The sequence below is a fragment of the Spirosoma luteum DSM 19990 genome, from assembly GCF_000374065.1.
Lineage (GTDB): Bacteria > Bacteroidota > Bacteroidia > Cytophagales > Spirosomataceae > Spirosoma > Spirosoma luteum.
Genome location: NZ_KB893253.1, coordinates 76,065 through 99,161, shown reverse-complemented (window position 1 = coordinate 99,161; position 23,097 = coordinate 76,065). Strand labels below are relative to the sequence as shown.

Here is a 23,097-nt window from a genome sequence, read left to right as displayed (position 1 = left end):
CATGGCCAGTAAACTTAATAGTAGCGATAAGGTTAGCGTAGGCAGTATTGCCGTCTCATTAAATTTTAGAAGTGGTTGTACTTGTGTCTTTTTTTGCATCAGATGTATAGAGTCAAATGCTGAGCTGACTCTCAAATAATAATTTCAGAGAGACATGTTCGTTTTCGTAAAATTGCCAGATTTACTGACAGACCATTTAGCACACCACCGCCGGGCAGTGCGTACAAGTAGAATGGGTTTACAGACCTAAAAGTAGTCGATAAACGGATTATAGCCGGGCGGCTTTCAACCGTAAACTGTTACTTACGACCGATACCGAGCTCAGGGCCATAGCCGCTCCGGCAATCATTGGACTGAGCAAAAAACCATTGATTGGGTACAACAGTCCGGCGGCAATGGGTATGCCGATGAGGTTATAAATAAAGGCCCAGAACAGGTTTTGCCGGATGGTTTGCACTGTCCGTTTCGAGAGTTGTAACGCCTTGGGAACGCTGGTTAAATCGGAAGTAATGAGCGTCATTTTAGCCACGTCCATGGCAATGTCCGAACCCCGGCCCATCGCAATACTTACATCGGCCTGCGCCAGGGCCTGCGAGTCATTGATGCCATCGCCAATCATGGCTACAACCTTACCCTGCGCCTGTAACTGCTTCACAAAATCGGCTTTGTCGGCGGGCAGGGCTTCGGCCCGGTAGTCGGTTAATCCTACGGCATTAGCTACGGCCCGGGCGGTTTGCGGATTATCGCCGGTCATCATATACACCGCAATGCCGCGCTGTTGCAGGGTGTTTATCGCTTCGCGGGAGGTTTGCTTCACCGGGTCGGCAATAGCCAGGATGGCCAGCACCTTCGTCTCGTCAGAGAAATACACCACCGTTTTGGCTTCTTCACGCCAGCGAGTGGCCTTTGCCTGCCCATCGGTTGGCACCGAAATGCCGTGCTCGGTAAGCAGCCGGTCGTTGCCAATCCGGTACGTTTTATCGCCAAAACGACCCGCTACCCCCCGGCCCGTCAGGCTCTCGAATCCGGTCAGCGTGGTACCCTCCACACCGTCGGCTTTCAACCGCTCCACGACCGCATCGGCCAGTGGATGCTCCGATTGGGCTTCCAGGGCATACAGCACGGGCTTTAAGGCGGGTACGTCGGCATCCGCTGCCAGCCAGCTAAGGTCCGTAACGGTGGGTTTGCCTTCGGTAATTGTACCGGTTTTATCCAGCACCACCGCATTCACCTTGTAGCCTAATTCGAGGCTTTCGGCATCTTTGATGAGGATGTTGTTTTCGGCTCCTTTGCCAATTCCCACCATAATGGCCGTGGGCGTGGCCAGCCCCAGTGCGCAGGGGCAGGCAATAACCAATACCGTAACCGAGGTTAGCAACGCGTGGGTAAACGCATTTTCACCCCCAACCAGCATCCAGACGGCAAACGTCAGCAGGGCTATGCCTATAACCACCGGCACGAAAATCCCGGCAATTTTATCCACCAGTTTCTGTACCGGAGCCTTACTGCCCTGTGCTTCCTGCACCAGCCGGATAATCTGGGCCAAAAGCGTGTGAGATCCCACTTTCTGCGCCGTGAAGCGGAAAGCCCCCTTTTGGTTAATGGTTCCGGCGAATACGGTCTCGCCCGGCTTCTTCATTACCGGCACCGGTTCGCCCGAAATCATGCTTTCGTCCACGTAAGACTCGCCGGATTCAACCTGTCCGTCCACCGGGATTTTTTCGCCGGGTCGCACCACAATTACCTGCCCTACCTGTACCTGAGCAATCGGCAGTTCGGATTCTGTGCCGTTTTCAATAATATGTACCGTTTTGGGTTGTAAGCCAATTAGTTTTTGCATGGCTGACGAGGTGTTCGATTTGGCCCGTTCTTCCAGCAGTTTACCAAGTGAAATAAAGGCAACCACCACTGCTGCGGCTTCAAAGTAAACGTGCGGTTCCAGTCCCCGGCTCGTCCAGAATTGTGGGTATACCGTAGTAAACGCGCTGAACAAAAAGGCAATGCCGGTAGAAAGGGCCACCAGCGTATCCATATTGGCTTTGCCGTGCCGGGCTTGCTTCGACGCATTCACAAAATAAGAGCGGCCCAGCCAGAATACCACCGGCGCCGATAAGATCATCATCAGGTAATTGGCGTACGGAATCTGCATGAAGAACATCCCAACCAGCACCACCGGCAGCGAGAGTATAATCGCCCAGATGGTGCGGGTCTTTAAGGCTTCGTAGAAGCGCTGCCGGGCTTCCTGCTGCACCTGACCGGGGTCTTCCACATCCACGACCAAATCGTAGCCAATTCCTTGTAAAACCTGCTGCATACCTGCGGGCGAAATGAGCGTTGGGTCATAGTCCACCGTTGTCGACTGGTTGGCGTAGTTGACCGTTGCTTTCTGTACCCCCGGCGTGTTACCCAGCATCGACTCGACACTGACGGCGCAGGACGCGCAGGTCATTTCCAGCACGGGGAAGGTCTGGTGGAGTAACTTACCGCCCGGTTTTATCTTCTTTTCTGAAGGGGCTGGGTGTTCTATATCGCTGGGTATCATGTCTTTCGGAATTTATAATGCAAAGGTCGGCAAACCGGCAGTTGGATAGGTTATGAAATTACCCCGGCGGCTTGTGAGATTTCAGTTAGGATGGCTTTTGCGAATCCACCTGATGTTGAACGACCAGCTTGCGGTCCCTAACCTGCCGAAAGTAAGAGGGAGTGAGACCCGTTACCTGGCGAAACTGGTTCGACAGATGTTGTACACTGCTGTAACCAGTCCGGTAGGCAATGTCGGTAAGGGTGTTGTCGGAATACGCCAACCATTCTTTCACTTTGTCAATACGCTGATTGATGACGTATTTCTCGACCGTCATGCCCTCCGTTTTGGCAAACTGGCTACTGATGGTATCATAATCAAGGCCCAGGGCCCGCTGAAGCTGAGCCGACAATCGGCGGTTCGGCGTTCCGATTTTTGACTCACTTAAATCAGCCTGCTTAAAATGAGCATCTAGGAAGGCTTTGGCGCGTTGATGCGTGGTTGGTTTCTGGTCCTGAAGTAAACCGAATCCCTGGCTATCTAATGCCTGGTCAATCCGGTTCAAATCGTCCTCATTCAGTGAGCCGTTAATCGTAACCTGTCCTAAAGAAACAGCCGCCACCTCCAAACCTAAGCGGTTTAACTCCGCCCGCACAACATCGATGCACCGATCGCACACCATGCCCCGAACCTTCAGGGTTGTTCCTTCGGTTGTTGTTGTTGTCATAATTGTTTCTTCCACTCTGTTAACCTGTTGTGCCCATATTTTATCACCCCAGTGAGAAAATCTGAGATAGTGTTAGTGGTGGACCTATAAATAACGCATAAATACGGTGGGTAATCCCATGCAAACAGTTACAGAATTCAACCGGTGCGTTGCAAGATTCATAGTGGTTTCTCTTTTTGATATAATTTCTTGTTATACTGAATGGCACCTATTAACGGGCTTCTCATTAGAAAATCAATCCGTTTTCACTTCCCCATTACAATGAAACATCAGCACCCGGACGAATCAGTCAATACCGACCCAGCGCAGCCAAATGGGAAAAACGCGCCCAAAACCCCGCCCCAGCAGCAGGTTGAGCCACCCGCCGGGAAACAGGCCCAGCAGCACATCGGCCATGACGGACACAGCAGCCCGACCACGGCTGAACAACACGAAGGAGGCACCGGGATGGATCATGGAAAAATGGATCATGCCACTATGGATCATAGCAAGACGAACCATAGCAAGATGGGACACGGAGGGCACGATCACGGCGCCATGATTGCCGATTTCCTGCGCCGGTTCTGGGTGTGTATCGGGCTGTCGGTGCCAGTCATCGCGTTGTCTATGATGTTCCAGAATCTGATGGGCTACCAGCTCGATTTCGCCGGGCGCGGGTGGATCGTCATTGGGCTGGCCAGCATCATTTATGTGTATGGCGGGTGGCCTTTTCTGACGGGTATGATTGGGGAGTTACGCAACCGGCAACTGGGCCAATCCAGGCCGGGCATGATGACTCTCGTCGCCATCGCCATCACCACTGCTTATGTGTACAGCGTGGTGGTATCGGCAGGCTGGCTGCGGGGTATAGATTTCTTCTGGGAACTGGCCACCCTGATCGACATCATGCTACTGGGCCATTATATCGAGATGAAGTCGGTAGCGGGGGCTTCGCGCTCTCTCGAACTGATTGTGCAGATGCTGCCCTCCGAAGCCCACAAGGTCGCTGGGGAGACCATTACGGATGTTCAGGTGGATACGCTGAGCAAAGGTGACACGGTGCTGGTACGCCCCGGCGAACGCATTCCGACTGATGGGGAGGTAGTTGAGGGCAGCAGTGCCGTTAACGAAAGTATGCTGACCGGCGAGAGCGTACCGGCGCAGAAAGGGCAGGGCGACAGCGTCATTGCCGGGGCCGTCAACGGGGAGGGGTCACTTAAAATCCGGGTTACGCACCGGGGCGAAGACAGCTACCTAAACAAAGTAGTGAAGATGGTGGAAGAGGCCCAAACCGCCAAATCGAAAACCCAGAACCTGGCCGACCGCGCGGCTGGCTGGCTCACGCTGCTGTCCCTGTCAGTTGGCCTTACTACGCTGATTGTCTGGTTATTGGCGGGTAAAGAAACGGCCTTTGCTGTCGAACGTATGGTAACGGTAATGGTTACTACCTGCCCCCACGCGCTGGGTGTGGCCATTCCACTGGTCGTTGCTATTTCAACGGCTATTTCGGCCCAGAAAGGGCTGTTGATTCGGAACCGCACCGCCTTTGAAGAGTCCCGCAAGATTACGGCCATGGTTTTTGATAAAACCGGGACCCTCACCGAGGGTGAATTTGGCGTAACGCGGGTAAAGTTACTGGCACCGGATATGGATGAAAAAACGCTGCTGGGAACGGTGGCGGCTCTGGAGCAGCAGTCGCAGCATCCAATCGCGCAGGGCATTGTACGGGAAGCCAAAAAGCGGGAACTGAAACTGCCTGCCATCACAGATTTCCAGTCTATCACCGGCAGGGGTGTGTCAGCTACGGCCGATGGCAAGTCCTGGCTGGTAGTTAGTCCCGGCTACTTGAAAGAGAAAAACATCGAACAACCAAAAGATGCCTTTGGCAACGGAGCCGAAACGGTCGTATTTGTCCTGATTGATGACCATCTAGCCGGTTATTTAGCCTTAGCCGACCGCATCCGGGACGATTCGAAAGAAGCCGTCCGGCGATTGCAGGAATCGGGTATCAAGGTATACATGGCCACCGGCGACAATAAACTGGTGGCCGATTCAGTAGCGAAGGAATTGGGCCTGGATGGGGTGTTTTCGGAAGTGCTGCCCGACCAGAAAGTAAGTATCATAAAGGAGTTACAGGCTAGCGGCCAGTTTGTAGCCATGACTGGCGACGGAGTGAACGATGCTCCAGCGCTTGCGCAGGCCAACGTGGGCATTGCCGTTGGCTCCGGCACTGATGTAGCTGCCGAAACCGCCGATATTATCTTAGTCAACAGTAAACCGACCGACATTACGAATCTAGTGGAGTTTGGCAGGGCCACCTACCGGAAAATGATTCAGAACCTGCTCTGGGCCACGGGCTATAATGTCATTGCCATTCCGCTGGCAGCCGGTGTACTGTATCCGCACTTTGTACTTAGCCCGGCCATTGGCGCGGTACTGATGAGTGCGAGCACTGTGATTGTGGCTCTAAACGCGCAGTTATTAAAGCGTAGTATAAAGGCTGAGTGAACAAGACTTACCACCTTTTATCATGAATGCCGTAGCAACCCTGTCAAAAATTACCAATTTGCTACTGGTAAATCGAAGGCCTGGTAACCCTAGTGATGAAGCATTCACCTTAAAAGTATACCGTAATCTGGGTTTCGAAATGCCCTACCCTGCTAACTTATGACTTTTGGAAACGGGGCTGAATGAAAAAACGTAATAACATAGGAGGAAGGGCTGTATCGGTGTTTGGGTAGTTACTTAGGCTAGCCCTGAACTTTAGTCTTGCTGGCTGACAGCACTTATCAATACCCCTACTTACTGGGTGAAAGTAGTACTTGAGCAGTCAAGGGCTGGGCTAGACACTACCGAAAAGGGTACTTAGGAATTTTTCAACCGCTACGATAGATACGGTTATATCCTGACTGATTGCGGTATAATCGACAGGGCCAATACCATCTTTACTATAGGCCGAGTACTGAAGGCCGAGTACCTGGCACAAATATAGAAAGTGGGTGGGCGCGTAGGCTCCCGCAAATAACTCGAGGAGATGGGTCCCCGGCTCACACCAGAGCAGATTGGTAAACGAGGCCCCGTGAGGGCCCAGTATGAACGAGGCATTGTGATAAATTTCGTACTGCTCGGACAGCGACCGTGGCCGGTCATCCACGATAACAAAATCGTAAGTAACCAACAGAGCAATTAGAGCTTCTTCGTTTAGAACCCGTCGACGACAGGCCCGGCTGATATAAATCCGATTGTGGGCGGTACGGGGCTTTTGAATCAAGGGTTCCAGGTGTTTTTTTAATACTAAAATATCCGATGGATTCTGATGGGTCCAGTTATCATGGTTGCCCAGATAACATACCTCACTCAGGACACAAACCTGTCGGCTATCAACCACCCGGTCAGAGCTAAAGCCCATCAGACCCAGAAATTCACGTTCATAATCCGTGCCCACCAATGGGTAAGATACAACCGCCTGACTGAATTCGGTATCGCCAATGGCCTCCTTCATCCGGCATAGTTTAGCCGCCACTAAAAACATAAAGTCATAGTACCCCACAAAAAAGTTCCCATCAAAATAATGACCCCAAGGTGCCAACAGGACGTTACTTTCTTGCTTAATTCGTTTTTTCAGTCTAAAACTGTCCAGCAGCGTATCCTCTGTCCAGTAATCTGTATTCAGAATTTTCTTCTCGGTCAATAACAGGCCACATCGCAGTAATTTCGTTCGTTTGTGGTTTGCATTAAACTGCCATACGTGCGAGGGAGCACATTTGATAGCAGTCTGTGAAAAGGCCAGTCGGGTTGGATCATTCACGGTGTACACGTCGGGAATTTGTACACAATCCGCCGGATACATAGCCTTCAGGTAAGGTTCAAGGTACCGTCTCGTTTGTTCTTTAGTCAAAAATACGTAACCGCACGAAGTGGCTAGTTGAGTAGCAAACCATTTCAGCCATATCTTACCCTGATTACGGACGCTCCACAAGCCTGCCTTTAGCTTATTTATTCGATCGTTTACCATTAAAGGAAGGGGTGTTTTGATTCAATAAATTGATAATCAATAATTTAACTATTAAAAATTTTCCTTACTGGTTGAGAAGTTGAGGTGTTCATTGATAAGCAGATTAAAACTTATTTTTCAAACCGAAGCCTGATCGATCCCATTTAAGGTAGCCGGACTACGTCCATCCCTCAGGTATCAATTACTGGAGTACTTCCTTAGTCTCTCCGCAGGTTAACATTTGCTCACCGAAGTAGGGGTTACGGATGGGCTTTTTATCGCTGAGCCAATAGGCCCCCTTGCCGCTTTGAGCCATCGGGCAAAACTGCCGGTATACCGGTTTATTGTTGATCCCAAACGCTTTCAGGCTGGTGTACAGCGCGTCCCCGAAGCGGCCGTAAGCCAGCCGTTGCGTTTCGATGGCATCCGATGAACGAATCGTTTTCAGGGCGGTATTCATCGCGTTTAGCTGGTTCATCCAGTCATTGTGCGACTTACCGGAAAGCAAGGTCATGTCCACACCCGACAGAGCTTTTTCGACCCTGACTGCGGCTGTTTTGGCCTGTTTGACATCCGTACTGATGAAGGCTTCGGTCAGTGGAAGCGACGCATCGTACACGCCTGTCAGTTGTTTTTTGAAACCATCCGGTGTCGTATTGGTACCGGTAGAAGCCGCTGATTTTTTAGCGATTGGTTCAGCCGTAGGGACTACCGGCACTGGATTGGATTCGATGGTGGGCGTGGTCTTTACGCCTTCGGTGTCCGCTTGCTTCGTGAACGGGTTGACGCCCTTTTTTAGGATCATCTCACTGTACAGCAGATACGCTCCTGACATAACCACCGCTTCGTCGCCGGTTAGTCCGCTAGTTATGGCTACGCGCTCATCCGTCTCGGTACCCGTCTGCACCCGGCGCGGCTGGAAGGTGTTGGTCGCAGTCTGCACAAACACCACCGATCCCTCGCCCGCCCGGACAACCGCCTGGGTGGGCAGCGTCAGCGAAGGCACTTTCTGGCTGGCCCGGGCCGCCGATCCACCCTCGTGCCGGATGATTACCCGCGCCTGCTGCCCCGGCTGTAACCGTCCGCCCGGATTAGGCAGCACCGCCCGCATCGTCAGCACCTGACTCCCTTCCCGGTATTCGGGGTTGATGAAGACCACTCGTGCGGTCAGGTTTTGCCCGTTTTCACTGCCTGTTACTTCTACCGGTACCCGGTCGCCTACCTTGACAAAGCCCGCTTCGCCGGGGTATAACTCAGCTTCGACCCAGAGCTGGCCGAGGTTGACAAGCCGGTATAGTAACGCCCCTTCGGTTACGTACTGCCCTTCGCTCGCGGCAATTTCCGTGACCGTACCGCCCGACGGGGCCACGAACGGGATGCGTGGCTGCACGGTTTTGGTGCGGGCCAACTGAGTAATCTGGTCCGGAGTCATGCCATAAAGCCGGAGTTTCTGCTCTGCTGCCTTCCGAAACTGGACGTATCTATTCTCTACCGGAAACGCCTGTTCCTGCGCTACCGCAATCAGGTATTCCTGCTGGTCGATGAGTAGCGGTTCGCTGTAAATTTCGTACAGCACCTGCCCTTTACGGACGGCCTGACCCGTTTCTTTGACGAACAGCCGTTCGATGCGGCCTGCTACCCGGCTACTGATAACTTCGGTTTGCTCCTGATCGGCGGCTAAGCGGGCGTTCAGCACGGTAACGTTGCTGATGTTTTTCTGCGACACCGGCTGTACGCTCACGTTGGCCAACTGCATCTGGCTTTCGCTCAGCACGAGCGAGGTGTTCGATGCGCCCGTTTTATTTATCGGCACCAAATCCATGTTGCAGATAGGGCACGAACCGGGTGCATCCCGCACAACCTGAGGGTGCATAGGGCAGGTGTACTGTGTACCGGCGGGATGCTGGTGTTCTTCGGCAGCCCGGCTGGCTACGGCGGTTGAGTCGTCGGTTTTCCCACTGTCGCTCCCGCCTGTACAGGCGGCAAGCGTCAGCAGCAGTCCGAAAAACAGGTTGATGATACGAGTCATTATTTAGTAGCTACGTTGACAAAACTCTCACTGTCGATTAAAAACTGAGCATTTTGGGCTACGGCTTGGCCCGCAGTCAGGCCACTCAGGATGGCAACCTGGTCACCTGCCTGCGGGCCGGTCTGCACCCGCACAGGCTGAAAAACGCCCTTGTCCGTTTGCAAAAAAGCGACCTGGCCATTGCCTAAATCCAGCACTGCTTCCATCGGTAACCAGAGCGCATCGGTGGCGGATTTCGGAATCCTGGCGTGGGCCAGTTGACCCACCCGCACGTTGCCTCCTCCCGGCAGATTGGCCCGGATAGTGATGAACGGCGTACCGTTTTCCAGGAATGGGACAACTAAACTCACCCGCGCCGGTTGTGATGACTGGCCGGTCTGATCGAAGCGGATGGTCAGCGGGTCGCCCACGTTGATACCGACGGCATCGCGGGCGTAGAGCCGAAACTCGGCCCACAACCGGCTGGCATTGACCACTCGAAACAGCGTTTGCCCGGTTTGTACGTACTGTCCCTGGCGCAGTAGCAGGGATGATGCGCCCACTGTACCACCCGACGCGGGTGCGGGTTGCCCAAACGTGATTTCGTCGGTGCCGGCCGTGGTCTGTCCACTCCCCATGCTGCCCCCGCTCATGCCACCACCCGCCGGCGTACCCACGCCAGGTTGGGCCGATGCGGCCGGTGCCGGCGTTGTTGTCTCCACCACGTAGCCATCGTAGGGACTAAATACGGCTAGTGAATAACTTGGCTTGTGGGTCTTGACGAGGGTAGAAACCTGCCCATCCGATACGCCCAGCAGCCGGAGTTTTTGCTTGGCCAGACCAATCAGGTGGGTGTTGGTGGCGTCGGATTCAAGTAGGTAAACTAACTCGCGCTGGGCCGTTACGATGTCGGGACTGTAGAGTTCGAGTAGCTTTTGCCCCTTGCGAATCGGCTGAAAATTATAGCGCACGTACAGTTTCTCGATACGTCCGCCAAAGCGGGCCGGAATGGTATACAGTCGGCGGGTGTCGTAGGTAACGATGCCATTGGCGGTTACGGCAACCGGTTCACTGCGCCGTTCGGGTTTGACGGTAGCGATGTTGGCCACAACGACCTGGTTGGTAGGATTTAACAACGCCTTAAGGTCGGCATTGACGGAGAGGGTATCCCCCCCTGGTCCGGGATTCTTCCTGACCAAATCCATACCGCAAATCGGACATGAACCCGGTTTTTCCTGGACAATTTGCGGGTGCATGGGACAGGTGTAATCGGCGGCTTCTTTGGCGTGATTATGTGCCGGACGGTCGCTGGTGATGGGGTTGGCCGGGGCCTGACTTTCCTTATTTCCGGTACCCGACTGGCAACCAGCCATCAGCAGCAACGGCAGACCAAAGGCCCAGCCGAAGCGTTGTAATTCGGGTTTATTTCTCCAGTTCTTTTTCATAGCTCACAATCATTCGGTAGTAATCCTGCAATCGGGTCAGGTAATCCATCTGCGTCATGTTCAGGGTTTCCCAGGCATCAATCACAACGGGTAAGTCACCCTTGTTCTGTTCGTAGGAAATAAGCTGCGTATCATAATTTCGGCGCAGGGTGGGGATAATCCGGGTCTCGTAGTTGCTCAGCTGGGTTTTCAGACTCCGAATGTCGGTCAGCATCCGGGCCACCATACCCTGCGCGTCGTTGAGCACTCCGACGCGTTCGGCCCGCATGGCCTCGATGTCGTATTGCATCCCCTTAATTTCGGCTTTGTAGCCCCGTGCAGCCCAGGGAACTATCGGAATTGAAATCATGCCCATCGCCGTAAACATCTGCGGCATCATGCCACTCAGGGGCGACATATGGTTAAAACTGACCTGGAAATCGGGTTTTACCTGCGCCCGCTGGGCGTCGATACCTGCCTGCATACTCCCGATTTGCCGGTCAATGCGCCGGATGTCGGAGCGGACTTCACCTAGTTCGTCGGTGGTGGGCAGCGTCAGTCCGGGGGCCGCTGGTCGGGCGGTGGTATCGATGCGAAACGGTTCCATTTTTGGCCGGTTCATCAGCGTGTTCAGGCCAATTTGTTTAAGAGTCATCGTGGCCGCGTTCATCGTCAGCATATTATCCAATTCCTGTAGGCGACCTTCGGCTTTATAGACGCTTCCCAGGCTGCCCTGCTGGTACGGATAGCGAATGTCGGCGAGTTTTTTGGCAAGGGTCAGAATCCGCTGGTCTTCGCGCAGGATAGCCCGCTGTTTTTCCAGCACGAGCCAGTCGTAATACAGCTGTCGGGCATCGCCCCGAAGCTGATTAAGGGTAACTCCCCGCTCGGCTTCTTCAATGGCCGCTTTGGACTGCTGATACCTCTGCGTCGCCCGTTGTTTAGCCCTGTTGGGAATACTTTGTTCGGCGGCAACCATAATACTGCCCCGATCCTGCATCTCCACCCTCTGCCCCGGATAGGGCATCATAAATGTGCCCAAACCCACCATTGGGGCCATCCAGCTACGCGCCCCCTCGGCGTAGGCACGAGCCGCTGCAGCCCGGCTTCCATAAGGTTTGAGCATGAGATTGTCCTGGTCAATACGAACCAGAATGCTGTCTAGCGACAGTACGGGCGTTGCTTCGGTTTGGGCGGCTAACCGGCCCGTGGCCAGCAGCAATGTCGGTACGACCAGCCAATTAATGCGAGCCTGCCAGTACGTCGAGTTTACCAAATTTCTTGAGTTCATATTCTTTCGTCAGTAAGAAAATCAGTGGTGTTACCAGCAAAATGTGCGTGGAGGAGGTCAACACGCCCCCAATCATAGGCAGTACAATCGGCAGCATCACATCGCTGCCCACGCCAGATGCCCACAGCACCGGCACCAGCCCGAACAGAGCTACCGACACGGTCATTATTTTGGGCCGGAGCCGTTTAGCCGCCCCGTTAATCACCGCTTCGCGCAGGTCGTCGCGGCTGATAGTGTCGCGCGAATTGCCCTGCCGGGCCACGAGTTGCTTCATGGCATCATTGAGGTAGATAACCATCACCACGCCCGTTTCCACGGCGATGCCGAAGAGCGCGATAAAGCCCACGGCCACCGCTACCGACAGGTTCACCCCGTAGAAATATACCATGTACGCCCCGCCGATGAGGGCGAACGGAATGGTAATCAGGCTCAGAAACGCTTCCCGGGCCGAGCCAAAGGCTAAGTAGAGCGACAGAAAAATAACGACCAAAACCACCGGCGCAATAATGAGCAGGGTCCGTTGGCCCCGAATCAGATTCTCATACTGCCCGCTCCACTCCAGATAGTAGCCGTTGGGCAGTTTCAGGTTCTGGTTTACTTTGGCGATGGCTTCCTGCACGGTAGTGCCCAGGTCACGGTCGCGGACGTTGAACATAACAGCCCCCCGCAGCAGCGCATTATCGGAACTAATCATGGGTGGTCCATTCTCAAATTTGATTGTGGCCACCGCCGACAGCGGGATGGTCCCTAAAGCGGCCGTAGCAATGGGAATCCGCCGGATGCGCTCCACACTATTTCGGTAATCCTGCGCTAGCCGTACGTTGATGGCGAAACGCCGACGACCTTCGATGGTTTGCCCGATGGAAGCCCCGCCAATGGCCGATTCGACCACCCCGTTCACGTCGTCCACGCTCAGGCCGTAGCGGCCTAGGGCTTCGCGGTTCACGTCGACGGTCAGGTATTTGCCGCCCGTAACGGGTTCGACGTAGAGGTCGTTTACGCCCGGTGTTCCCTGCAAAGCGGCCTTTACCTGCTCCGAAACGGCATAAATACTGTCCAGCGATTGACCGTGAACCTTGATGCCCACGTCGGTGCGGATGCCAGTAGACAGCATGTTGATGCGGTTGATGATGGGCTGCGTCCAGCCGTTGACCACCCCCGGAATCTGGAGTTTGGCATCGAGTTCGTTGATGAGGTCGCGCTTGGTCAGCCCTTCGCGCCACTCCGATTTGGGCTTGAGTTGGATTATCGTCTCGATCATACTGATGGGGGAATTGTCGGTCGCCGTCGAAGCCCGGCCCGCTTTACCCAGCACCTGCTGCACTTCCGGCACCGACTTGATGATTTTGTCCTGCACCTGCAAAATGCGCTTTACTTCGGCATTGGAAATATCGGGCAGCGTGACGGGCATGAATAAAATGCTTTGCTCGTCCAGCGGGGGCATAAACTCCGACCCCAGGCTCAGCAGCATCGGTACGCTAATGGCGAGGGCCAGCAGATTGATACCAATGGTCGTTTTGCGCCAGCGCATCACCCCGCGGATAACCGGCTCGTATACCCGCTCAAGAAAGCGGTTGATGGGGTTAGCACTATCATCTTTGAAGCGGCCTTTCATAAAAATGGACAACATGACCGGGGCCAGCGTGATGACCAGAAGCGCATCGACCAGCAGAATGAACGTCTTGGTCCAGGCCAGCGGATGAAATAGTTTGCCTTCCTGCCCGCTGAGCAGAAACACCGGCAGAAACGACGTAATGATAATAATCGTGGAGTAGAACACGCCCCGCGACACCTGAATGCTTGACCGTTCTATGATGGCGATGCGCTCCTCTTCGGGCACTTCAACCGGGCGACGCTTCGCATATTTTTTCGGGCCGCGCCCAAACCAGCCTTTGCGTTTCTTTTCCATAATCAATCGTAGTTTTGTGGGGTGGATTGTGATCGGGGTAATCCGACAGCTTTTTCTGCTTTCCCATTCCCATTGCCGGATGCATTCCCGCCGTTTCGTATTTCGTTGGCCGATTCGTTTTTATCCCGTTCCGCCGTTAGTTCGGCCTGCCGGATAGCCAGGTTCCGGTAGGCGTTTTCGGCCATGATGATGCCGTTATCCACAATGACCCCGATAGCCAGCGCAATACCCGTCAGTGACATGATGTTCGAGGAAATGTCGAAAGCGTTTAGTAGAATGAAACTTGTGGCAATGGTAATGGGAATCTGAATGATGATGCTAATGGCTGACCGCCAGTGCAGTAAAAACAGAAACACCACCAGGGAGACCACCACCATTTCTTCGATGAGTGTGTGCGTAATGGAGTTCACCGACTCCTGAATCAGTCCGCTGCGGTCATAGACAATATTGAAACTGACCCCTTTGGGTAAACCTTTGGCCACCTCCGACATTTTGGTCTTAACGTTGGTGATTACCTCATCGGCGTTTTCGCCGTAGCGCATCACCACGATGCCACCCACGGCTTCGCCCTGCCCATTGAGGTCAAAGATGCCGAGCCGCGTTTCGCCCGTCATCTGAACGGTGGCCACATCGGCTACCCGTACGGGGACGCTGCCCACCGTTTTAAGCGGTATGTTCTGAATCTCTTCAACCGACTGAAGGTAGCCCGACGTTTTAATGATGTAGCCGATGCCGCTCAACTCGAACTTACGCCCGCCCGCTTCGTTGTTGTTGGCCCGGACAGCCCCGATTACCTGTGGTACCGATAATCCGTAATATGTCAGTTTGTTCGGATCTACCGTTACCTGATACTGCTTCTGGAAGCCGCCAAACGACGCGATTTCGGCCACGCCCGGTACAGTTTGCAGGCCAAATTTGACGTACCAGTCCTGCACCGCCCGCTGCTCGCCGAGGTCCATGCCGGGCGCGTTGAGCGTGTACCAGAGAATGTGGCCTACGCCGGTACCGTCAGGACCTAGGGTCGGTACGGCCCCGTCGGGTAATAGCCGGGCCGCGTAGTTGAGCCGCTCCAGCACCCGCTCCCGCGCCCAATAGACATCGGTGTTATCGTCGAAAATTATATAGACGAAACTCATCCCAAACATGGAGGTGCCGCGCACGTACTTGACTTGGGGTAGTCCCTGCAGATTGGTGACGAGCGGGTAGGTAATCTGGTCTTCGATGAGTTGTGGAGCGCGACCCATCCATTCGGTAAAGACAATGACCTGATTCTCCGAGAGGTCGGGAATGGCGTCGATTTTACTGGTTTTCACCGAATACACCCCCCAGCCGAACAGCCCGGCGGCTAGTAGCAGCACGATGAAACGGTTGCGAAGCGAAATTTTTATCAGGCCCTCAATCATAGTTACCCTGGTTTACGGCATTGGTTATTGACGGAGCGACCCACAAAAAAAGCCGCCTGTGTCAGGCGGCTTTTCAACGGCGAAGTACGTGCGTGTTACGACAGTATTTCGGCTTTGTAGCCCGCCTGCTGAACGGCTTTTTGAACGGCATCGGCACTCACGCCTTCCGTTTTTACCGTCAGCACTTTATCGGGATTCTGCGTATCGACCTGCCAGTTGCCTTCGCCTACTGACTGGTTCAAATAAGGCGTAACCGCCGATATGCAACCTCCACACTTGATATTGGTCTTCAGTTTGATTGTTTCCATAGCGTTTGTTCTTTATCTGGTAGTAGAACAAATGTCGCCTGAAAACGGTCCGGTTTCATTACGTAATTCCCGCCCGGACTGTCAATATTTTTGCCGTTTTATATCCAGTCTAACGGGTTCCGATCAGTCAGGTTCTGATTCCGGTAAGCAGCTGGTGTCAGGCCTGTTACTTGCTTAAATTGATTGGTCAGATAAGCCACACTACTGTAGCCTAACTGCATAGCAATTACGCTGATGGCCAGTTCTTTGTAAGTTAACAACTCTTTGGCCCGCTCAACCCGCTGCATGATCCAGAACTTCTCGATGGTCAGGCTTTCGGTGCTCGAAAACAAATGGCTCAGATGGGCGTAATCCAGTCCAATCTGCTCCGATAAATAATGCGATAGGGTGATGTGCAGGTCGGCAATCCGTCCGCTCTGTATCAGGTCTATAATGAGCGTTTTTACCTGATTGACCACCTGAGCGGTCTTATCGGTGAGTAGCGAAAAACCATGCCGTTCGAGCGTAGATTCAATTTGTGCCAGGTCCACCGATGGACTATCAAGAACAGCCCGGCCCAGTTCGATTTGTGCCACCCGATAGCCTGACTGCTCCAATTCACGGCGGACAACCCAGATGCAACGGTCGCATACCATGTTCTTGATAAAGAGTTCCTGTAGAGCCATCGTTAACGCATAGCGCCCCAACCAACTCTTGCGAGTTAGTTGGGGAAGGGTGACACTTAAATGGTTTCCTTTACAGTGCCGCAGGTGAGCATTTTATCGCCGTAATAGGGATTCTTAACGTCCTTACTGTCGCTGAGCCATGTTGCGTTGACCATTGGGCAGTACTGCACATAGGCTTTGGCGGGTTTTGTAGCTTTTGCCAGCGTAATCATACTGGTCGACAAAGCTTCGAATTGTTTGCGCTGCGCGGTTACATTGACAGATTTGCTGATGGCAGTGGCGCTGGTTTTAGCCGTGGCCAGTGCCTTTTTATCAGCAGCTGGCAGTTTAGCATTATCCATCTTATTCAGCAAGGCAACCAAGGCCGCAGCCTGCGTTTTAGCCTTGGCAGCATTAGTGGCTACCAAGGCATCTTTTACGCCGTAATAGGCCGTCAGGGCCGGAGTTAGCGTTTGGGCGTAGGAGAGAACCGATAGCGTAGTGAATGCCAGTACGGCCAGTGTGAAACGAATGGTTTTCATAGATTTATTAAATTAAATTGGTAAAACTTACATTAAAGTTTATGTACTTAAGGTAACTACAATACAGACTACCTAAAAGCCAAAAAGTAAAATTAAACTCCCTGAAATCAGATCCATTAAGCCAGGAATCATACGAATTCGGGGAAATTAAATTTAGTTATTGTGTCTATTTATTTTTGAAATCAAAAGAGACAGTCAGGTTTTCCCAGCTCATACTTACCCTGCCTTTGTTGTTACCGGTTTCCTTAACCTGATAGGTCAATGACTCCGATAACGTTGCATTCTTGTTGGGTACAGTTTTTAGTCTGACTACATCATTTTGTTCGTTATAATCGTCGGCTAGGTGCATATCCCAATCTTTACTGATAATTAAGGTCCATTCTTTATCAGCAGGAATTGTAAAGAAGCCATACTTGCCTTTTGGAATAACCTCGCCTTGAATAATTATGTCCTGGCCAAATTCTATCCAGGTGGCTTTATGTGCTCCCGTAGCCCACACCTGATTATAGGTGACTAAGCCATTCCAGATAGTACGCCCTCTTACACTTGGTGAACCATAATCGATATGCACATGATTAGTACCCACCATAGCCATTGCCGTAAGTCGTGGACTTTTTGGCTTGACTTTAGCGGTATCTGTTTTAACCCTGTGGTTTTCGTGTTGAGCCAGCGCCATAAATGGCAGACCCATAAATAGAAACACGAAAAAGAATCTGTTCATTGGTGTAAATTTCATGAATTGATTGTTGAATGTTTTAAACACAGTTTAATCAAAAAAATCGTATCGATATTGCCTTTTAACAAATACACACTACGGTAAAAGAATGCTTCCTGCTACTCATAATACGCCGGATTAATAGTCTGATAATTAGTATTTTATGGCTAATGTATAGGTACAAGGGTTGGCTTTCACAAGCACATTGACGATTTTCTTAGCTATCTTTTTTTGAGCTTGATCAGCCTGTAATTTCTAGCCCGCGATTAATTTTTATTCCGATAATTCCGATGTGGTTGACTACCAGACGCTGGCATTTTTCCCCTACCGTTCTGTGTATTTTTTAACTCAGCGAAAGAAATGAACTTACGCTTAAATTCTCCTTTTGAGCGTAAGTTCATAGAGGTCATTTTTCGGGCATCAGCGAAGCATATTTCCGTTTGCTTTACAACGTATGCAGGTAATACTGCTGTGATTACGGGTACAGCCCGTATTAGTTATTTTCCAGTCGGTTTATCATCGCTTTCATCTCCCCAATTTCTCTCTCCTGTGCTTTAATAATATCATCGGCTAATTTTCTCACCTCAGGGTCTTGTATATCAGCCCGGCTACTGGTCAAAATAGCAATGGAATGATGCGGAATCATAGCCTTCATCCATTTGACATCGTCTATTGGTATTTGACTCCTTACCAGGGTGGTACCCAATGCCATTACGAGAAGACTTCCGGCTATAATCATGGCATTTTTCGCCTTATCCGTGTACATGTGGCGCATAAATATGAACATTACGATAGCCATACCAGAAACACCTATCAGCGTCATATACAGGCGTGTCCAGCTGAAATATACGTGACTTAATTCGTACGTATTAAAGTACATCGTGATGTACATTGATAATGCGGAACCGGCCAGCATGAGCATAAAATTGGTATATACCGGCTTGTGCGATTCGTGTTGATCAGGATGGTTCATGATGTCAGTTTTTTGTGATTAATTAAATAAAAACGTTTCTAAAAGGCTTTGCTTTTAAGAGCGTTTGTGTTACCTAAATTTTTAGCCTCGTACCGTCGACTTCGTGGTCAGAATTATGGCTGGCCACTTTTGGTAATGGCAAGCATAGTGGTAACCTGCGTTTAATTGAGTAGATTCAGAAATAATCGCTACTCTACTTACTGTCAATTACAGAACCTCTACTACATAGTGGATACGATTGATACCCGCTTTGGTTTACGCCGGAACCAGGGCGACGAAACAAAGTACAGGGCAAAACCCGACGAAATAGTCAGGAGCCCCAACACCGAAAAGGTCCGGAGCAGACTGTTGTTCATATCGTCGCGGCCTTCATAGTCCATCGTGTGGAGCATCCACAGGAAGTCAAAAACACGCCAGGGGTCGGTGCGCACAGATTGTACGGTCCCTACATGGGACGCCACATAAATGGTAGCATGCGCAGGCTGCTCAAACGTCACGGCGTAGGCAGGCAGAGGCTTTCCCCTGTACTCATGGTGCCCGTTTGTAGTGGTCAGGTATTCCACCTGATCAACGGCCGATGAGCCGGTAAAATGCTGCCGGGCCAGTAACACGGCTTCTGCTTTGGTTANCTCAGGCCGCAGTTTCCCCGTCTGGGCATCGGCTAGTCGGGTATGCTGCATGGCGTGTCCATCCGCACCAATGTGTTGATAAGCTATTTGATAAACCGGCTTCCCCAGCACGTCAATCAGGTAAACCCCAGCTATCGAATCAACACCGGCTTGTTGCCCAAGCTCCTGCATTGGAACCGTGGGCGACACCAGCACCTTTTTGATAGGGACATAAGCCGCCCGACGCCTTAGGTGATCGCCGTGAATATCGTCAAGGCTGGACCAGCTAAAGTATAATCCACCCAGCGTCCAAAGTAGAAACTGGATACCGATAAACAACCCCAGATACCGGTGCGTTTTACGAATACGAAGGTGCCAGGTGCGATTCATCGACGGCTAATTAGTCAGGGTGAGTCCATTTGGTTTCTTGCCCACCGCGATATCTTTCTTTTTAGTCCGGGTAACAACATCAATAACCGATACAGTGGCTGCTCCCTGGTTGGTAACGTAGGCCGTATTGCCATCTTTGGTGAACGCAATGGCATGGGCATCAAGGCCTGTTACCACCTCGCCCATCTTCATCCAGCTGCCATTCATCCGTTCAAAGATGACTACTTTATTACCGGTACCAGCCTGACTTACCCATAGTTCGTTACGCGTTGGCTGATAGGCCGCGTAGCCCGGTGTGAAGCCAAGTTTAACGGTTTCAACGACGGCTAACGTAGCCACATCAATGACACTGATACTCTGTCCTTTCTCATTATCCACATACATCTTTCCATCCGCACCAGGCCAGGCGCCCACCGGATCGTCGCCCACCGGAATCGTTTTCACAACCGTTTTGTCAGCTACTTTAATGACCGATACAGTATTGCTCGCGCCGTTGGCTACGAACGCATATTGCGGCAGCGGCCGACCACCATTATCCGACATGGTTACCTCGGCCGGTTCCATCCCTACAGTAATCGTATTTTTAAGGGCCATAGAACCAGCATCATACACGAGTACCTTACCGGCCATGTCCATCTGGGATGTCCAGAGTTCGGTGCCATCGGGTGAGAATACGGCGTTATGGTTCATCACCGGCGTTTGCTGGCTGGTTAGGGTTGCCCCTGTTTTTGCGTTTACGACCAGTATTCGCCCGGTCATTCCGGCCATGCCTCCCGAGTGACCCGCGCTCAGATCCATGCCGGGTACGCCAATGCTGAGTCTGGTACCATCGGGTGAGCGATAGATGTGATGCGGCCACATGACCATATCAGTCATCGTTGAGCCTGAATGCCCCCCAGAATGAGCCACCGATGCGGCTCCGAACGAAACGGTTTCTTTAACCTGCTGTGTCGCCAGATCAATCACCGACAGGCTGTTGCCTTCCGCATTAACCACGTAGGCTGCCGGATAATTTATGGCAAGCTCAGGCTGCATACTATTGCCATGGTCCATGTTGTGCATACACCCTGACAATATGGACAGGAAAACCAGGGGCGAAACGGCCCGGATAACTAACTTTTTCATGGTAAAATAACGTTTACACTGATTAGGATTACAACTCAGTACAACTCCAGCAAGGCAAAGAGCTCAGGTAGAAAAATGAAAATGGGAAGCGTTGGTTTAGACAGCAGATGCCCGCTGACCAGAATAGGCAAATACCATCCGTCAGCGAGTAACCAATTAGCCAAACAGGCTCAAATGAGCCAGGTACAGAGGGAAGTAAGCCGGTAGCGACCAGGTCGGGAAAGTGGGTCGTCGGCAATAGACGGAGCTACGGGTAGCCGGTCGGCTGGCGTGATAGCCGCCAGTAATGAGTAAAACTCAGGATTGGGTATAAAATCAGCTGGTTGCGGAGTCGCAATCGAATGCTGATCTGTAATGAAGCGGCTTACATCAAGATGCTGGTACGAAAGAGTAACCTTACAGCAGGGCATTTTTTTGAGGGAATGCTCTCCCGAAATCGGATCTGATCCTTTATCAGACGGGCAGGATGAAGCACACCCCGCTTGGGCCAGGGACAGCGATTTAGTGTGTCCCCGCATGTGACACCAGTGGTCAACCATACCAAAGCCTGTGCTGCCAAGCAGGACCAGGAGGGCCAGCCAGCAGCAAATCAGACGAGTATGGAGCGGAGTTTTCATTCAAACGGATTTTAGTCCTGCAAACTTACCGCCTTTGCCGGGCATTTCTGTTACAGGATTCGGCAAAGCATTTACAAAATTTATAGAAACAGGTTAGTTTGAAACTAACTGGCTTGAATCTGCTAAACTGCTTTGCTTTTTGGTAGTTGTCTTGGTATCAACAAAACGTTTCTTTATTATATGGCAACGACCTTAGCCCCTCAACAGTACCAGGATTGTATTGATGCCTGTCAGGATTGCGCCGTAAGCTGCGATGCCTGCGCCGAAGCCTGCCTCAGTGAGCAGGATGTGAAGATGATGGTCAACTGTATCCGCCTCGACCGCGACTGCGCCAAAATCTGCTATCTGGCGGTATCCTTCATGGCCAGTAACAGTCCGCATGCGGCCGATGTGTGTCAACTCTGCGCCCACCTTTGCGAAGCCTGCGCTGAGGAATGCGGCCAGCACGAACATGAACACTGCAAAGCCTGCGCTGAAGCCTGTCGCCGGTGCGCCGAGGCCTGCCGCAAGATGGCCAAAGGCGCACATAGTGTAGCTGTTTAACCAGATAGGGACGAGATTAAAACCTCCGCCGGTTGTATGCTGGCGGAGGTTTTACACGAACACGTACTATTTACTTGTTAGGGAGATAGCCCTCATCATAACCTGCCCATCGGCTTCCCAAACGCACACGACGGTTTGTCCCCCTATGGCAAGGCTGGGCATCTGCCCCTTTCCCAGAGCAACTGGTGACTCACCATCAGGCTTCATCCAGACCGTGCCCCCCTCATCCCAGGCCAACACCGCTCCGCTAACGCCATCGGCTGCGGTTACATTGCGACCTGTAGCTACGGCTTTTTCCGCCTGACCGGGAACGCACGTATACAGTGTGTTCTCGCGTCGCCAGGTGGTTAAGGGCTGCCCAGTCGATGAAAGCACTACTGAACCCCCATCCATTGGACAGGCGTTTAATTTCCACGTCCCGGTTCCTAATTTCTGGGCTGTTGCATATGTCGAACCGCCATCTGATGAATGAACAAGGTAAAGATCACGAGAACCGCCAAGCCAGTTTCTGAATTGTACATATACGTCGTTGTCTTTTGCCTTGATGGATACTTTACAGCATTCACAAACCGTACCATCGGGGGATTGATAGATAACCTGGTTGGCCGACCAGCTACGCCCACCGTCCCGCGATGTTGCTCCCATTATCTTATTCCGTTTATCATTACGCAAGTCAAGCCAGGCGGTATGAAAGACTCCCTGGCCCGCCCCCGAAACCGCATGAAACCCTTCTTTAGCAGTGGCAGGGACATCATTCATGCGTTCTGCCGAGGACCACTTACCCGTGCTTCGGTCGAGAGAGTAGGCAAACAAATCGCCCATTCGGTTTACCGCCGTAATCACAATGAATTGATCGGAAACAGCCAGTTGAGGTCCCCGTTTGGCCCCTGCTACTAAGTTTGGCAGCGTAGCCACGGCCATCGGTAAACCCAATTTAGTCCTGGAATCTTTAGCAGTTGAATAGTAAATAGTGGAATCCTGACCGAATACCATATGTAGCCTTCCACCTGCATCGGTCATGAGAACGGGTAGATGACCCTTCGCGATTTGCTGACCGGAATCAGATGGCTGGCCACTTGCCAACAGGTAACAAAGTTGCAGCGTCAATAATAATGCGTAGCGCATAGGGGAAGTTAAAGTTAGGGTAAATGTACGGTATTAACGCAGCCAACGTAATACCCATTTGGTGTTCTGCATGTCAATCATACGAGCAAAAGAATCAAACCTGTGCCGGATAAATGAAGTGTTTTCATCAGTACATTACTCATCAGCAGAGTAATAGCCCGGAACCTCACTGGTAAGCTTCTGATAGGTATTACGTAGCGTTTTTTAACGAAACCTACATGTTTTTACTGTACGTTTCCCTCCTACTTCCC

The 23,097-nt window shown here is 52.0% G+C and carries 19 protein-coding genes; 2 read left to right on the top strand and 17 right to left on the bottom strand.

Features of this window, described 5'->3' with window-relative positions; all coding sequences use genetic code 11:
• Positions 1-268: 268 nt before the first annotated feature.
• On the bottom strand, positions 269-2,542 hold the full coding sequence (locus B156_RS0111330; RefSeq protein ID WP_026260769.1) for a heavy metal translocating P-type ATPase: 2,274 nt from the start codon (positions 2,540-2,542) through the stop codon (positions 269-271).
• 85 nt (positions 2,543-2,627) lie between these two features.
• Positions 2,628-3,248, bottom strand: coding sequence for an AraC family transcriptional regulator (locus B156_RS0111325; RefSeq protein WP_018619820.1), 621 nt, complete (start codon positions 3,246-3,248; stop codon positions 2,628-2,630).
• A 261-nt stretch (positions 3,249-3,509) separates the two neighbouring features.
• Here B156_RS0111325 and B156_RS0111320 point away from each other — a divergent pair, with 261 nt between their 5' ends.
• Positions 3,510-5,735 (top strand): heavy metal translocating P-type ATPase, encoded by a 2,226-nt coding sequence (locus B156_RS0111320; protein ID WP_018619819.1) that lies wholly within the window; start codon positions 3,510-3,512, stop codon positions 5,733-5,735.
• A 334-nt stretch (positions 5,736-6,069) separates the two neighbouring features.
• On the opposite strand, the gene B156_RS0111310 is transcribed toward B156_RS0111320, so the two are convergent.
• The 14 genes from B156_RS0111310 to B156_RS30805 form a co-directional block, all read right to left on the bottom strand.
• Positions 6,070-7,242 (bottom strand): glycosyltransferase family 61 protein, encoded by a 1,173-nt coding sequence (locus tag B156_RS0111310; protein ID WP_018619817.1) that lies wholly within the window; start codon positions 7,240-7,242, stop codon positions 6,070-6,072.
• Positions 7,243-7,423: 181 nt separating this feature from the next.
• A complete protein-coding gene (locus B156_RS0111305; RefSeq protein ID WP_018619816.1) occupies positions 7,424-9,250 on the bottom strand; it encodes an efflux RND transporter periplasmic adaptor subunit in 1,827 nt (608 codons plus the stop codon).
• On the bottom strand, positions 9,250-10,674 hold the full coding sequence (locus B156_RS0111300) for a heavy metal-binding domain-containing protein (RefSeq protein ID WP_018619815.1): 1,425 nt from the start codon (positions 10,672-10,674) through the stop codon (positions 9,250-9,252). Before B156_RS0111300 ends, B156_RS0111305 begins: the two co-directional genes overlap by 1 nt.
• Positions 10,652-11,944: a TolC family protein gene (locus B156_RS0111295; RefSeq protein ID WP_026260767.1), complete on the bottom strand. Its 1,293-nt coding sequence runs from the start codon at positions 11,942-11,944 to the stop codon at positions 10,652-10,654. Before B156_RS0111295 ends, B156_RS0111300 begins: the two co-directional genes overlap by 23 nt.
• Positions 11,895-13,853, bottom strand: a complete 1,959-nt coding sequence (locus B156_RS0111290; RefSeq protein ID WP_018619813.1) for an efflux RND transporter permease subunit — start codon at positions 13,851-13,853, stop codon at positions 11,895-11,897. The genes B156_RS0111295 and B156_RS0111290 overlap by 50 nt, the downstream gene beginning before the upstream one ends.
• Before the next feature lie 2 nt (positions 13,854-13,855).
• A complete protein-coding gene (locus tag B156_RS0111285; RefSeq protein WP_018619812.1) occupies positions 13,856-15,256 on the bottom strand; it encodes an efflux RND transporter permease subunit in 1,401 nt (466 codons plus the stop codon).
• A 95-nt stretch (positions 15,257-15,351) separates the two neighbouring features.
• Positions 15,352-15,564: a heavy-metal-associated domain-containing protein gene (locus B156_RS0111280; protein ID WP_018619811.1), complete on the bottom strand. Its 213-nt coding sequence runs from the start codon at positions 15,562-15,564 to the stop codon at positions 15,352-15,354.
• Between the two features lie 98 nt (positions 15,565-15,662).
• On the bottom strand, positions 15,663-16,229 hold the full coding sequence (locus tag B156_RS0111275; RefSeq protein ID WP_018619810.1) for a helix-turn-helix domain-containing protein: 567 nt from the start codon (positions 16,227-16,229) through the stop codon (positions 15,663-15,665).
• A gap of 56 nt (positions 16,230-16,285) precedes the next feature.
• Positions 16,286-16,750, bottom strand: coding sequence for a DUF3347 domain-containing protein (locus B156_RS0111270; RefSeq protein ID WP_018619809.1), 465 nt, complete (start codon positions 16,748-16,750; stop codon positions 16,286-16,288).
• A 166-nt stretch (positions 16,751-16,916) separates the two neighbouring features.
• Positions 16,917-17,486 carry a DUF2911 domain-containing protein gene (locus B156_RS0111265; RefSeq protein WP_018619808.1) on the bottom strand — a complete coding sequence of 190 codons (570 nt, stop codon included), beginning with the start codon at positions 17,484-17,486 and terminating at the stop codon, positions 16,917-16,919.
• Positions 17,487-17,958: 472 nt separating this feature from the next.
• Positions 17,959-18,438: a DUF305 domain-containing protein gene (locus tag B156_RS0111260; protein ID WP_018619807.1), complete on the bottom strand. Its 480-nt coding sequence runs from the start codon at positions 18,436-18,438 to the stop codon at positions 17,959-17,961.
• Positions 18,439-18,659: 221 nt separating this feature from the next.
• Positions 18,660-19,436, bottom strand: coding sequence for a hypothetical protein (locus tag B156_RS0111255; protein ID WP_018619806.1), 777 nt, complete (start codon positions 19,434-19,436; stop codon positions 18,660-18,662).
• Positions 19,437-19,442: 6 nt separating this feature from the next.
• Positions 19,443-20,561, bottom strand: a complete 1,119-nt coding sequence (locus tag B156_RS0111250; protein WP_018619805.1) for a YncE family protein — start codon at positions 20,559-20,561, stop codon at positions 19,443-19,445.
• Between the two features lie 170 nt (positions 20,562-20,731).
• Positions 20,732-21,178, bottom strand: a complete 447-nt coding sequence (locus B156_RS30805) for a hypothetical protein (protein ID WP_084757711.1) — start codon at positions 21,176-21,178, stop codon at positions 20,732-20,734.
• Positions 21,179-21,358: 180 nt separating this feature from the next.
• Here B156_RS30805 and B156_RS30800 point away from each other — a divergent pair, with 180 nt between their 5' ends.
• Positions 21,359-21,721 (top strand): four-helix bundle copper-binding protein, encoded by a 363-nt coding sequence (locus B156_RS30800; RefSeq protein ID WP_084757709.1) that lies wholly within the window; start codon positions 21,359-21,361, stop codon positions 21,719-21,721.
• Between the two features lie 66 nt (positions 21,722-21,787).
• On the opposite strand, the gene B156_RS0111240 is transcribed toward B156_RS30800, so the two are convergent.
• Positions 21,788-22,846, bottom strand: a complete 1,059-nt coding sequence (locus B156_RS0111240) for a hypothetical protein (RefSeq protein ID WP_026260766.1) — start codon at positions 22,844-22,846, stop codon at positions 21,788-21,790.
• Between the last annotated feature and the right edge of the window lie 251 nt (positions 22,847-23,097).